Origin of the sequence: Ruegeria sp. HKCCA0235A (genome assembly GCF_013033235.1) — a bacterium.
Lineage (GTDB): Bacteria > Pseudomonadota > Alphaproteobacteria > Rhodobacterales > Rhodobacteraceae > Ruegeria.
In genome coordinates, this window is sequence record NZ_WQDQ01000004.1 from 288447 (window position 1) to 300954 (window position 12508).

Sequence of the window (12508 nt, forward strand, 5' to 3'; positions counted from 1 at the left end):
GCCGTGCTTCACTACACGTTGTTGTCAGCCACTATATGTTGTGTCGGCGGCGAAGGAAAGAACCTCAAGCGGCGCTTTCGGGCAATATCAGACTCCAATCGGGAAAACCCAACGCCGCGCACGGGTTACACAGAGCGCTTGCCATTGCAATGGCACTGATTCACTGTCGACAAACGGTTTCGGCAAGGAGATTTTTGCTTGGAGCACCTGTTCCTGAACGTTTTGAACGTGGTTCTGCCCGTCCTGATCTGCGCTGGAATTGGATATGTTCTTGCCGTGATTCAGGCGCCTTTCGACAACAAGGTCATTGGTGGGATCGTTTCAAAAGTAGGCTATCCGACATTGATCATTTCTCATCTGTCGAACACCAAACTGGCCGTGGGCACGTTTCTTGACATGATGACGGCCGCTGCCCTTGCGGTGGCCGGTTTCGGGGTGTTGGGGTATGTCGTGCTAAAGGTTCTTCGCTTGCCGGTGAGGGCATTTCTGACGCCGTTGATGCACGGCAATGTCGGCAACATCGGCCTGCCAATCACTTTGCTGGCGCTGGGCGACGCAGGTATGGCCTATACCATGGCGTTTGTGGTGGTTGTGCTGATCAGCATCTTTACCGTCGGCATGTGGATCCCGGCCGGAGAATTCTCGCCAAGGAAACTGGCGACGTCCCCGATTATCTATGCCGTGGGCCTCGCCCTGATCCTGATGGCAACGGGGCAAAGCCTGCCGCAACCGGTCGCAAAGTCCTTTGACATCTTGGGTGGATTGTCGATCCCGCTCATGCTGCTGACCCTGGGGCATACGCTCGCGACGCTGCGTGTGAAAAGCCTGGGTCGCGCGGTTCTGCTGACGGCCCTGCATCTGGCGATGGCGGTTGCAATTGTCAGTGTTCTGATCTGGTTGTTTGGTTTCACGGGAACCGAGCGGGGTGCGCTGATCCTGTGTTGCCTGATGCCTTCATCCGTGGCGACTTATCTGTTTATCGACCAGCATGTTCCGGAATACGGGCCGGATGTGGCGGGGTTCATTCTTGTCTCGACGCTCAGCACTTTGCTGGTGCTGCCCGTTGCGCTGTCATACTGGATCTGATGCAACCCTATGCGCAGGGCCAGAAATCGTTAAACTGATGATGTTTGTATTCAAACTTCTTGGTCAGTGGGTGTTTTATGGGCGATGAGAGCTCGGTCAGTGTATCTCCGCAGTCCCGCGCCCGTGTGGTGCTGGCCATGACGGCCATCTGCATGATGGTCGTGGGGTTCAACACAACTGCTGTGACCACCATATTGCCCAATCTCAGGGCCGAGTTCGATTTGACCCCGTCAGGTTTGCAATGGGTGATGGCCACGTATTCCGTGACCAGCGCCACGCTTGTCTGCATCGTCAGCCGGCTGGGTGACATTACCGGCAAGATGGGCGTGTTCTTTTTCGGCATGATCGTCTTTGCAATCGGGTCTTCCTTTGCGCTGTTGGCGCAGGACGGGGCGATGCTGCTTATCGGGCGCGGCGCGCAAGGCGCGGGCGCGGCTGCTTTGTTCGGCACGTCCCTGTCACTGTTGACGGCGGCCACGCCCGAAGAGCAGCGCGCCAGCGTTACCGGCATCTGGGGGGCGATTGTCGGTCTGGCGATCGGTGTCGGGCCCATCGTCGGTGGCGCTTTCGGCCATTATGTCAGCTGGCGCGCCGTCTTTGCAGCCGACCTGGTTCTGTTGGCTGTGGCCTTTGCCATCGGGCTGCATGTCAGCAAACGGAAATACGTTCCCGATACCCGTCTTGCCGGGGCAAAGTTCGATTATGCGGGGGCCGTTGCCATTCTGTTTTTCCTCGGGCCATTGTCCTTTGCGCTCAGCAACGGGGAAAGCGGCGGGTGGACTTCGCCTTTGACACTGGTGCCGCTGGTCGTGGCGGCCGTGTCGACAATTGCCCTTGTCATCGTATCCCGCCGCAGCGACGACCCTTTGATCGAGCTTCGGTACTTTCGCCATCCGCGTTATCTGATGGCCGCGGCGGGGATGTTCTTTACTGGCTTCACGCTGTTCTGCTTCTTCGTCTATTTCAATACATTCGTCCAATCGCCTGATGCCTTTGGGTATTCGTCCATCGATGCGGGTCTGGCGATCATGCCGCTCAGCCTCAGCATGTTTGTGATCTCGGTCACTGCACCCCGCTTTCTTGCCCCCTACAGCTTTCAATGGCCGATCGCCATTGGCCTAGGGGCGATGGCCTGCGGGTTCCTGCTGCTGATGACAACAACGAACACAACGCAGTTTTCCGAAATCTGGTGGAAGCTGCTGATCGTCGGTGTCGGATTGGGCATCTGCTTTTCGCTGTTGCCACGTCTGGGCCTGCGCCTGCTGCCCGAGCAGCATGTGGGGCAGGGTTCGGGGGTCATCAACGCCTGTCTCTATTTCGGAGCAACCCTTGGTGCCGTGGTGGGCGGTCTGGCTGAAGCGATCACCAGACGCCGAGGTCTGTCCGAGGTGATCGACGCGTTGCCTGCCGGGTCAACCCAGCGCGAGGATCTGGCCCATGCGCTGGCACATGGAACGCCGAACCAGATACAGCAATTGATCTCGAGGATGGATCCGACCGCGGGAGATGCATTGGCGAAGGCCCTGCGGGATGTGCAGGACAACGCTTTTGACAATGCCATGTTGGTTGCCGCGATTGCGGCGCTGGCCGGAATGACGCTGGCGCTGTTGTTGTTGCGCGGGCCGGTTCCCCCTGTACACAGTGCGGCGGAATTGACCCGCAATCCGCGACAACCAAGCTCCTAACCGCCGAGGTAGACCCCTTTCTGAGGGCGAAAAAAGACCTTCTGATCGTGTAGCTTGCCCAGAAGTTCGTGAATACGCCGCAACGTGTCTTCCCGGTCGGTCCTGCTGTCCTCTGGTTCATCCGAAGCAGCATGTGACAACGAAGCGATCGAGTCGCGCAACGCCGTTTCAATCAGATCCATATCATCGACTGAAAGCTCGATCATGTCGTTGTACTGGGGCATGTCCGGGTCTCCGTGGAAGCTGAGGGTTGTTCACACGGAGTGTAACATCACTGGGTCTTTGCAAAAACGCATCTTGTCCGGTTTCGCGTCCATAAGACACATGGAAGCTTCCAGAAAAAAGGCCGCCCGCAAGGGACGGCCTTTCGAAATCGAAACAAGTCAGACTTAGAAGCCCAGACCTTCGTATTTCTTTTTGAACTTCGACACGCGGCCGCCGGCGTCCATCAGGCGCGACGAACCACCAGTCCATGCAGGGTGCACGGAGGGGTCGATTTCCAGAGCCAGCTGGTCGCCTTCGGCGCCCCAGGTGGATTTCATCTGAACCACGGTGCCATCGGTCATTTTGACGTCGATGACGTGATAATCGGGATGGATGTCTTTTTTCATCTTTCCGTTCCTTACGCTTCGGCGCCAGCCTTGGGCTTGTAGTTCGTGACCTCTGCGATACGCGCGGATTTACCGCGGCGGGTGCGCAGATAGTACAGTTTGGCGCGACGAACGCGGCCACGGCGGACAACGGTGATGCTGTCGATGTTGGTCGAATACAGCGGGAACACACGCTCCACGCCTTCGCCGAACGAAATCTTGCGAACGGTGAACGAACCGGCAATGCCATTGCCGTTGTTGCGCGCGATGCAGACGCCTTCGTAGTTCTGCACACGGGTGCGCGACCCTTCGGTCACCTTATAGCCGACACGAATGGTGTCACCGGCCTTGAAGTCGGGGATGTCTTTCCCCAGGGCGGCAATCTGTTCCGCCTCAAGCTGTGCGATAAGATCCATCGCAGGTACTCCTATATGCTCGTGGTTGGCCCACGAAGTTTGGGCACGGCCTGAGAGCTCTTGGTCTTCACCGGGTCCTGCATGCAGCCCGCCAGAGGTCAGATCGAATGTTCCTTTGGTCTGGTTTGATCTGACACATCCCCGCCGAAGAAAGCCGGGCTTGAAGCCGATAATCAAACCAAAACACCGGAGTCGCAGAATGCGGCACCGGATTGCGGTCGTTTAAGGGTATTGAGTGCCGGGATCAAGAACAAATCGTATGGCGAAGCAGTAGGAATCCGCCTTTCGAAAATCCCACCGTTGCCACAGCGGTCAGATCAGGCATTCTGAAGGAAATTGAAAGAGCAGAAATTTCAGACAGGACCCCATGATGCGAATTGCACTTATGCTGACGATTGCAGCCGCTTTGCTTGTGTCGTGCGGACGCGGCGGCCCGAAACCGCAGGTCGTGGAACCCACGCCGGGTGTGGACAGGACAGCACCGTCCGTAATCTATCCTGATTTTGGTGATGCCGATCCGCATGACTGGGAGGGCCGTCACCCCGGCTTGTATCCGATCCACGGGCTTGACGTCTCGCGCTGGCAGGGACCGATAGACTGGCGCACAGCCAAAGCTTCGGGCGTAAGCTTTGCGTTTCTGAAAGCAACCGAAGGCGGCGATGTGGCGGATCCATTATTCGACGACCACAGGCGCGGTGCTCAGGCGGCGGGCGTGCCGTGGGGGGCTTATCATTACTATTATTTCTGCCGATCGGCCCGGGAACAGGCGCGTTGGTTCATTCAGAACGTCCCGAAAGGGGCAGATCTGCCGCATGTTCTTGACATGGAGTGGACGCCGCATTCCAAGACCTGCACGTTGCGGCCCGATGGCAGAACCGTCCGCGCCGAAGCGCAGCGCTTTCTGGACATTCTCGAACGGCATTATGGCCGGCGTCCCATCGTCTATACGACAGTGGATTTCTTTGCGGATACGGATATCGGGCGTTTGCCCAAAACCGAGTTCTGGTTGCGATCCGTCGCAGGCCATCCGCGTCAGGTCTATCCCAGAACGGTCTGGCGGTTTTGGCAATACACCGGCACCGGGCTGGTGCCGGGGGTTCAAGGCAGGGTGGATATCAACACGTTCAACGGCACCCCAGAAACTTGGGCCAGCTGGAAAGCGCGCCGCTAGTTTTTGGCTGTTCCGTAGGTTTTGATAGTGCCGCCCCCGACCAGGTGGTCCAGCCGCCGTTCGCGTTCGTCACCGAAAGCATTGCGCACCCAGAACGACTCACCCGCGCTCAGTTCGCGTCGTTCGAAACCGCGTGCACGCAGGCAGCGGTCAACCTGATCGATTTCACCCTGCGCGCGCAACTCGTCCTGAAACGGTGCGGTGACCGCAGGCCCGATGACGATGCCCCAAAGCAGGATATTGGTTGCATATCCACCGATTACGGCGCTGTTGCCGCCCTCGTCAGCTTCCTGAGAACAGGAATCAACGGCAACCTTCGCAGAGTGCAGATTGTGACCGGCTTGCGTCGGAACGGACATCCCGAGCGGTTTGGTGGTGCAGGCGGAGGCAACCAGTAACATGCCAAGAAATAGCTTTTTCATAATGCCTTCTGTTTCACTTCTTGTTGCCCAAAAAACCTATGGGACCTGGAGGTGAATAAGTTCAGGTACGTTCAACTTCAAATGGCATTCTGACAAACATCGAAACTGAGGCATCCCGGCCACAACAAGTGGGTCTAGTCCTGGGTTTCCGATGTGGCTTTGACATATTCCGCCCAGATATCAGGACGCCGTTCGCGCGTGATGTCTTGTGCCGTTTTATGCCGCCATTCCGCGATCCGGCCATGATGGCCCGACATCAGAACCTCGGGGATCGGACGCCCTTTCCAATCTGCGGGGCGGGTATACTGGGGGTGCTCCAGCAGACCCGAGGCAAAGCTTTCCTCTTCGGTCGAAGCCTGATTTCCAAGCACTCCGGGAATTAGCCGTACTGTGGCATCGATCAGGGCTTGTGCCGCGATTTCGCCGCCGGTCATGACGAAATCACCCAACGACACCTCTTGCACGCCATAATGTTCCAAAACGCGCTCGTCCACGCCTTCAAAACGACCGCACAGAAGGGTCATGCCGTCACAACGGGCAAGATTCTGCATCATGCGCTGATCCATGCGGCGCCCGCGCGGGCTGAGGTAGATCAGCGGCCAGTTCCCTTGAACGCCTGCCATCGCATGCTCGATCGCGTCACCCAGAACATCGGCCCGCAGAACCATGCCGGCGCCACCCCCGGCCGGGGTGTCATCAACGTTGCGGTGTTTGCCTATACCGAACTGTCGCAAATCCACTGTTTCCAGTTGCCAGAGCCCTTCCTGCAAGGCCTTGCCTGTCAGGCTTTCGCCAAGAACACCGGGAAAGGCGGACGGGAACAGAGTGATGATCTTGGCTTTCCAGACCCCGTGCAGGTCAGGGCTCGGCGTCATCAGCTCGCGTGGTTTCAGGGCAGGACGGATCGCCTTGCGGCCATGGGATCTGCTGGGTTTCTCTGTCATATCTGGCGGGCCAGTTCGTTCTGTGCGGAGTGAATCAGTGCTTTCTTCTGGGCGATCATGGCGGCGTCGTCCAGCGAGGATCGGTTCAGCGCCAGGATTTCCTGTAGCACATCGTCTGAAAATGCATGCGTGCCCTGAGCGGGCCCGACAAGCTGTGACGAAAGCTCGGGCGGCAGGTTCAGAAATTCGGCCAACGGCGCACCCGCACCAAGGCGGTGATTCTGCAACGCCTCCATCCATTCCGTTCTGACGGTAACGGATGGCAGCCGGTTTCGGACGGCGTCAGCGGTTTCCTGAAGGGATGGCAGATGGGCAAGGTCGGAAGAAAAGGTGTCCAAATCCTGCACCATGCGTGATTTCTGTAAGTCATGGGCCCACAGGCTCCGCAGCCATTGATCGCGGGCGCGCAAGGATATGTAGATCGTGATATCGGTCTGATTGCCCAGGAACCGCCGCCGCACGACGCTGACCAGAGTTTCCGCCAGTTCCGGTGCGGCGCCGTAACCTTCACGCTTGTTTCTGCTGGGGCGCAAGCCTGCGAAATTCTCTTCGCTCAGGATCAACCCCCGGCGTGCGCCGAAATCCAGATCGTCCAGAAACGCGTGCAGGTGGCTTCCAAAACCCGCCAATGTGGAATCCAGCCGGTAAAGCGAGTGACGCGTGGCCGCCTCGCTCAAGCCGCTGTTGCGCGTCTTGTAGGGCAGAACCAATGCGAAGCGTGGCCAGATCAGTTTCCGGTTTTCGTGGAGGAAGGACTGTGCTGCGGTCATGCCTGTCTTGTGCAGGCCCAGATGCAGCAGGACCCGACGCATCAGATCAGGCCTTCGGGCGGGTCGGCCACGATACGGCCTTGTTCCAGATCCACCGTGGGTACAACTTGCATCGTGAAAGGCAGAAAAACCGTGGTCTTCAGGCCCGGCCCGTGCAATTCCAACAAGTCCGCGGCCCCGTGGTTCTGCACCGATTTGACCTTGCCCAGCAGGGTGCCTCCGGTGTCATAGACATCCAGCCCGATCAGATCGTTGTGGTAGAACTCATCATCGGGCAGCGAAGGCAGCTGATCGCGCCTTGCATAAAGGCGCAAACCATTCAGGGCATCCGCCTGTTCCTTGGTTTCAACGCCACCAAGGCGGGCCGCGAATCCGTTCTTGATGGTGCGCGTCAATACCACCGGATAACGCTCTTTGCCCGCTTCATCGGTCAGCGGCGAATAGGTCTCGATATCTTCGGGAACGGCGCAAAAGCTTTTCAGCCTAACCTCGCCTCGCACACCGTAAGCCCCCGCGATGCTGCCGACGCAGATCAGATCACTCATTGGCTGCCCCAGTCGTCAAACATATCCCGTTTCTCCATTCGCCAAGCCCGTTGCAGGCTTCGCGCTGGTTGTTGCGCTCGAAGAACACGCCCACAATAAAGGCGATCAACAGCAGAATGGGAAGTCGTATCAATCCGAACATAAGGCCTTACCGTGTTTCGATCGTCAGGCCCTGCGCCCGGGTTTCCCAGCCGACCTGTTCCAGTTCAGGTGTATCCGACATCTGTTCCGGCCGGCCGACACAGAAATAGCCGATCAGGCGCCAGGTTTCAGGAACATTCAGATCGCGCTTCATCTGGTCGGGGTCCAGAATGGAAACCCAGCCCAGCCCCAGCCCTTCCACCCGAAGTGCAAGCCAGAACAAAGTGATCGCGGACACGACAGAGTAGCGCCGCATCTCGGGCATCGTGCCGGCGCCCAGCCCCAGCCCTTTTTCGGTGCTGTCGTCGCAGAAGACGGCCAGTTGCACAGGCGCTTCCTGCATCCCGGAAAGCTTCAGCCTGCTGTATAGCTGCGCCTTGTCCCCCGAGTAGCCCGTCAAAGCGTGGTCATTGGCGGTGCGAAAATTCTTCAGCGCTGCGGCCCTTGCCGCTTCGCTTTCGACGCGGATCACGCGCCAGGGTTCGCTGAGCCCCACTGAAGGGGCCAGTCGAAATGCGTCGAGGCAGCGCGCCAGCACTGCCTCGTCAATCGCATCGGTGCGGAACCGGCGCACATCCCGCCGGAGCCGCAACAACAGGTCGAACTGCGTGCGAAAATCGTCTGTAAAGGGGTGATCCCGCACGCGTGCGCCTGCTTATTCTTCTGCTGCGGCTTCTTCTGCCGGAGCAGCAGCGGCTTCGGCTGCTTCAGCGGCCTTGGCGGCTTTCTCTTCGGCGCGCTCCTGGGCTTTCTTGCCCGGAGTTCCCTTGTTGGGGTTGTTGCGCTCGGCCTTGTCACGGGCACCGGCCGCTTCCAGCATACGTGCGATACGGTCGGTGGGCTGTGCGCCCTGATCCAGCCAGTACTGGATGCGCTCCATGTTCATTTTCACGCGCTCTTCGCTGTCTTTCGGCAACAGCGGGTTGTAGGTGCCCAGTTTCTCGATGAAACGGCCATCGCGCGGCATACGGCTGTCAGCCGCAACGATGCGATAGAAAGGACGTTTTTTCGAGCCGCCGCGGGCGAGACGAATTTTCATTGCCATGGTGGTATCTCCTTTGAATGGCGTGTCCGGCGTGGGTGCCGGTTAGTTCTGGTGTTTGTTGAACCGGAGGTTCACTCTTGATGCTTCCGGTGGTGTCGGATGACTTCCTGAATAATGAAATTCAGGAAAGCCTTGGCGAAATCGGGGTCCAGGTCGGCCTCATTCGCCAGGTCTTCTAACCGTGCGATCTGCGCAGCTTCGCGCGAGGGATCGGACGGGGGAAGGTCGTGTTCGGCCTTGAGCTTGCCAACGGCCTGCGTGTGCTTGAACCGCTCGCCAAGCGTATAGACGAGGATCGCGTCCAGCCTGTCGATGCTTTCGCGATGCTCTTTCAACAGCGTGGCAGCCTGTGTCACGGGGTTGGTCATTGGCCGGTCCTTTCGGTGGTCAAGTCAATCTGCGGATGGCGCCAGATCTGAGCGTGCTTGCCCAGAAGTTCGGCATTCTCAAGCTCCAGCGTTGCACCAAGCCGTTCAGCCAAAGCGCGCGAACGATCATTTGCATGGGCGATGTACGAAATCACGCCGTTCAGGCCCTGATGCCGGGCGGCATGATCACGCGCAGCCGATGCGGCTTCAAAGGCCAGCCCCTTGCCTTCGGCTTCTTCCATCAGGGTCCAACCCAGTTCCGGTTCGGCCCAGCCCGGCACGTAGATCATTCCGGCCCAGCCAACGAATGTGCCGCGGGCCTTTTCGGTCAGGTGCCACAGGCCATAACCCCGCAGCGCCCAATGACCCAGCCGGTTCGACAATGAGCTCCAGCATTCGCGCGCATCCCTGGGACCGCCCACCATATGGCTGCGCTCGGTCGCGAAGAATGCGGTCATCGCGGGCAGGTCATCCAGATGCGGCGCGCGCAGGTTCAGGCGTTCGGTTTCAATTGTGGGAATGGTGAAAGAGGTCATGCGTATGCCTCCATTCCGCCATTCACCAGATCCGAGGGCGCCGGGTGCCGCCAGATTTCGGATTTTCCGAACTTGGGGTGGTCATAGTGATACTCGAACTGCGCGCCCAGACGCTTGGCCACGGCCTTGCTGGCGTGATTGTCCATGTCGATCAGTGAGATCGCGGTTTCCCAGCCCAATACATCATAGGCGTAGGCACGTGCGGTCAGCGCGGCCTCGGTCGCATAGCCCTTGCCGGTGGCGTGGTTCAACAGGGTCCAGCCAACTTCGGGTTCCGGCCAGCCTTCGGGAAACCAAAGCCCGATCCGCCCGATATAGGTGCCGGTGTCTTTTTCATCGACGCTCCAATACCCATAGCCGCGCAAGGCCCAGTGCCCCAGCAGCGAGGCGAGCACCCGCCAAACCTCATCCCTGCGCAGAGGGCCGCCGACGAACTCGGCCGCATCGCTTGCAAAGAAGGCGGTGTCCGCATCGACGTCGGCCTCGGACGGTGCGCGCAGGATCAGGCGTTCGGTTTCCAGCGTCGGGATCGGCATCGCGAATGTCATGCCTGCACCTCGCGGTAGCGCCAGACATGCTGGGTTGGCCCAAAGGCGCTTTCTGCATCGGCATCGCGCGCTGCGCCCAGTCGTTGGGCAAGCGCGTTCGAACGGGTGTTGGATTGCGAAACATAGCTTACGAACTGCCCCGATCCCAGCAGGTCAAATCCGAAATCACGCACGGCGGCGCAAGCTTCGGTGGCATAGCCCTGCATCCGGTGTTCAGCGCCGAACATATAGCCAAGTTCCGGTTCGTGATCGTCCCATTCCAAGCCCAGAATGACGAAGCCAATTGCCCGATCATCACCCTTGAGCGTGACCGTGAACAGGCCGTGACCATGCAGAAGCCAGCCCGCGGTATAATAGGAAAACTCAGTCCACGCGGCTTGCGGGGCGTCGCCAAAGCTGTCCTTGCAGATCGACGTCCACACCGGCAGGTCTTCCAGTGTGGGCACGCGCAGTACCAGCCGCCGGGTCTGAATGACCGGCAGGGCTGCGCGATATTGCGCTGCTGCCATCGCCGCCTTTCCGGACGGGGGCTGGGTACAGCGTGCGGGGGTCACTTTTTCTTTCCGAACCCGCTCAGGCCTGGTGGCAGACCCATGCCGCCGCCCAGACCGGGCATCTTGCCGCCCATGGCCTTGGCCGCCTGTTCCAGCGCCTTGGGATCCATGCCTGCGGCCATCTCCTCGGGGCTGGGGCCGCCTTTGCCGAACATGCCTTTCATGGCCTGTTTTAGCATCTTGCCTTTGCCCATCTTGCCCATCTTCTTCATCATGTCCGACATCTGCCGGTGCATCTTGAGCAGCTTGTTGAGGTCGCTGACCTCCATCCCGGACCCCGCCGCGATGCGTTTCTTGCGGCTGGCCTGAAGGATCTGCGGGTTGGCGCGTTCGCGCTTGGTCATCGACTGGATCATGGCGATCTGCTGGCGCAGGATCCTGTCGTCCAGACCGGCCTGATCCATCTGCTTGGCCATCTTGCCCATGCCCGGCATCATGCCCATCATGCCCTGCATGCCGCCCATCTGGATCATCTGTTCCAGCTGCATCTTCAGGTCGTTCATGTTGAACTGACCCTTGACCATGCGCTTCATCATGCGCTCGGTCTGTTCCATCTCCATCGTTTCCTGGGCCTTTTCGACCAGGGCAACGATGTCACCCATGCCCAGAATTCGACCGGCGATCCGGTCCGGCTCGAATGTTTCGAGCGCGTCCATCTTCTCGCCCAGACCGACAAAGCGGATCGGCTTGCCGGTCACGGCGCGCATCGACAGGGCAGCACCGCCGCGCCCGTCGCCGTCCATCCGTGTCAGGACCACGCCCGAGATACCGACCTTGGCGTCGAACTCTTCAGCGACCTCAACGGCAACCTGCCCGGTCAGCCCGTCGACGACCAGCAGCGTCTCGCGCGGGTCAACCACGTTGCGCACCTGTTCGACCTCATCCATCAGGACTTCGTCGATGTGCAGACGACCCGCAGTGTCGAGCATGTACACGTCGTAACCACCCAGCGTCGCCTGCTGCTTGGCGCGCTTGGCAATATCGACGGGTTTCTGGCCGGGAACGATCGGCAGCGTATCGACGCCGACCTGAGTGCCCAGCACCGCCAGCTGATCCATCGCTGCCGGACGATAGACGTCCAGCGAGGCCATCAGGACCTTCTTGCCCTCTTTCTCTTTCAGACGTTTCGCCAGCTTGCCGGTGGTCGTCGTCTTACCCGAACCCTGCAAGCCGACCATCAGGATCGGCGCGGGCGGGTTGTCGATCTTCAGCGCACCGGGGTCTTCCTCGCCACGCAGGGTGTCAACCAAAGCGTCATGCACGATCTTGACGACCTGCTGGCCGGGGGTGATCGACTTGGTGACTGCCTGACCGGTGGCCTGGCTTTGAACTTTCTTGACGAATTCCCTTGCAACCGGCAGCGAGACGTCGGCCTCAAGCAAGGCAACGCGGACCTCGCGCAGGGCGGTTTTGACGTCTTCTTCGGACAGGGCGCCCTGTTTGGTCAACCGGTCGAAGACGCCAGAGAGGCGTTCGGATAGATTTTCAAACATGCCTGCGGCCTCCTTAGCCGGTTCTGATTTGGCGCCCCATAGATAAGGGCAGACGGGTCAATGCACAAACGCCCCCACGGGCGAAACTCGCTGGTGGGGGGCGATCCCTGAATGACTCAAGGGACCGGAAGATCGAAAGGCTTCCGGATGTTGGGGCGTCATCTACGCCTCTGGGCCGTGCGAGTCAAGATAAG

General features: G+C 59.4%; 17 protein-coding genes. 3 read left to right on the top strand and 14 right to left on the bottom strand.

What is annotated here, in order from left to right; translation table 11 throughout:
* Positions 1-198 precede the first annotated feature (198 nt).
* Positions 199-1086: an AEC family transporter gene (locus GOW56_RS09500; RefSeq protein WP_171205711.1), complete on the top strand. Its 888-nt coding sequence runs from the start codon at positions 199-201 to the stop codon at positions 1084-1086.
* Positions 1087-1163: 77 nt separating this feature from the next.
* The gene (locus GOW56_RS09505) at positions 1164-2771 is read left to right on the top strand and encodes an MFS transporter (protein WP_171205712.1); all 1608 of its coding nucleotides are present in this window, start codon (positions 1164-1166) and stop codon (positions 2769-2771) included.
* On the opposite strand, the gene GOW56_RS09510 is transcribed toward GOW56_RS09505, so the two are convergent.
* The 3 genes from GOW56_RS09510 to rplS all read right to left on the bottom strand — a co-directional run bounded on the left by GOW56_RS09510 (position 2768) and on the right by rplS (position 3777).
* Positions 2768-2995, bottom strand: coding sequence for a hypothetical protein (locus tag GOW56_RS09510; RefSeq protein WP_152457025.1), 228 nt, complete (start codon positions 2993-2995; stop codon positions 2768-2770). The genes GOW56_RS09505 and GOW56_RS09510 overlap by 4 nt on opposite strands.
* A gap of 165 nt (positions 2996-3160) precedes the next feature.
* On the bottom strand, positions 3161-3382 hold the full coding sequence (gene rpmE, locus GOW56_RS09515; protein WP_050605278.1) for a 50S ribosomal protein L31: 222 nt from the start codon (positions 3380-3382) through the stop codon (positions 3161-3163).
* Positions 3383-3393: 11 nt separating this feature from the next.
* Positions 3394-3777 (bottom strand): 50S ribosomal protein L19, encoded by a 384-nt coding sequence (gene rplS, locus GOW56_RS09520; protein ID WP_152457026.1) that lies wholly within the window; start codon positions 3775-3777, stop codon positions 3394-3396.
* 370 nt (positions 3778-4147) lie between these two features.
* Between rplS and GOW56_RS09525 the strand changes: the two genes are divergently transcribed.
* Complete coding sequence (locus GOW56_RS09525) at positions 4148-4948, top strand: GH25 family lysozyme (protein WP_171169241.1); 801 nt, start codon at positions 4148-4150, stop codon at positions 4946-4948.
* Here GOW56_RS09525 and GOW56_RS09530 read toward each other — a convergent pair.
* From GOW56_RS09530 to ffh, 11 genes are all read right to left on the bottom strand, one after another.
* Complete coding sequence (locus GOW56_RS09530; protein ID WP_171169239.1) at positions 4945-5370, bottom strand: hypothetical protein; 426 nt, start codon at positions 5368-5370, stop codon at positions 4945-4947. The genes GOW56_RS09525 and GOW56_RS09530 overlap by 4 nt on opposite strands.
* A gap of 134 nt (positions 5371-5504) precedes the next feature.
* The gene (gene trmD / locus GOW56_RS09535) at positions 5505-6314 is read right to left on the bottom strand and encodes a tRNA (guanosine(37)-N1)-methyltransferase TrmD (protein WP_171205713.1); all 810 of its coding nucleotides are present in this window, start codon (positions 6312-6314) and stop codon (positions 5505-5507) included.
* Positions 6311-7126 carry a hypothetical protein gene (locus tag GOW56_RS09540; RefSeq protein WP_171205714.1) on the bottom strand — a complete coding sequence of 272 codons (816 nt, stop codon included), beginning with the start codon at positions 7124-7126 and terminating at the stop codon, positions 6311-6313. The genes trmD and GOW56_RS09540 overlap by 4 nt, the downstream gene beginning before the upstream one ends.
* Positions 7126-7629, bottom strand: a complete 504-nt coding sequence (gene rimM, locus GOW56_RS09545; protein WP_171205715.1) for a ribosome maturation factor RimM — start codon at positions 7627-7629, stop codon at positions 7126-7128. Before rimM ends, GOW56_RS09540 begins: the two co-directional genes overlap by 1 nt.
* A gap of 148 nt (positions 7630-7777) precedes the next feature.
* Positions 7778-8413 (bottom strand): 5,6-dimethylbenzimidazole synthase, encoded by a 636-nt coding sequence (gene bluB, locus GOW56_RS09550; RefSeq protein ID WP_171120327.1) that lies wholly within the window; start codon positions 8411-8413, stop codon positions 7778-7780.
* 12 nt (positions 8414-8425) lie between these two features.
* Entirely contained in the window at positions 8426-8815 is a 390-nt protein-coding gene (rpsP, locus tag GOW56_RS09555) for a 30S ribosomal protein S16 (RefSeq protein ID WP_010437590.1), read from the bottom strand.
* A 71-nt stretch (positions 8816-8886) separates the two neighbouring features.
* On the bottom strand, positions 8887-9183 hold the full coding sequence (locus GOW56_RS09560) for a chorismate mutase (RefSeq protein ID WP_170344783.1): 297 nt from the start codon (positions 9181-9183) through the stop codon (positions 8887-8889).
* Positions 9180-9719: a GNAT family N-acetyltransferase gene (locus GOW56_RS09565; protein WP_171205716.1), complete on the bottom strand. Its 540-nt coding sequence runs from the start codon at positions 9717-9719 to the stop codon at positions 9180-9182. Before GOW56_RS09565 ends, GOW56_RS09560 begins: the two co-directional genes overlap by 4 nt.
* The gene (locus GOW56_RS09570) at positions 9716-10267 is read right to left on the bottom strand and encodes a GNAT family N-acetyltransferase (protein WP_171205717.1); all 552 of its coding nucleotides are present in this window, start codon (positions 10265-10267) and stop codon (positions 9716-9718) included. Before GOW56_RS09570 ends, GOW56_RS09565 begins: the two co-directional genes overlap by 4 nt.
* Entirely contained in the window at positions 10264-10776 is a 513-nt protein-coding gene (locus GOW56_RS09575) for a GNAT family N-acetyltransferase (protein WP_171205718.1), read from the bottom strand. The genes GOW56_RS09570 and GOW56_RS09575 overlap by 4 nt, the downstream gene beginning before the upstream one ends.
* Positions 10777-10817: 41 nt before the next feature.
* The gene (gene ffh / locus GOW56_RS09580; RefSeq protein ID WP_171205719.1) at positions 10818-12314 is read right to left on the bottom strand and encodes a signal recognition particle protein; all 1497 of its coding nucleotides are present in this window, start codon (positions 12312-12314) and stop codon (positions 10818-10820) included.
* Positions 12315-12508: the final 194 nt, after the last annotated feature.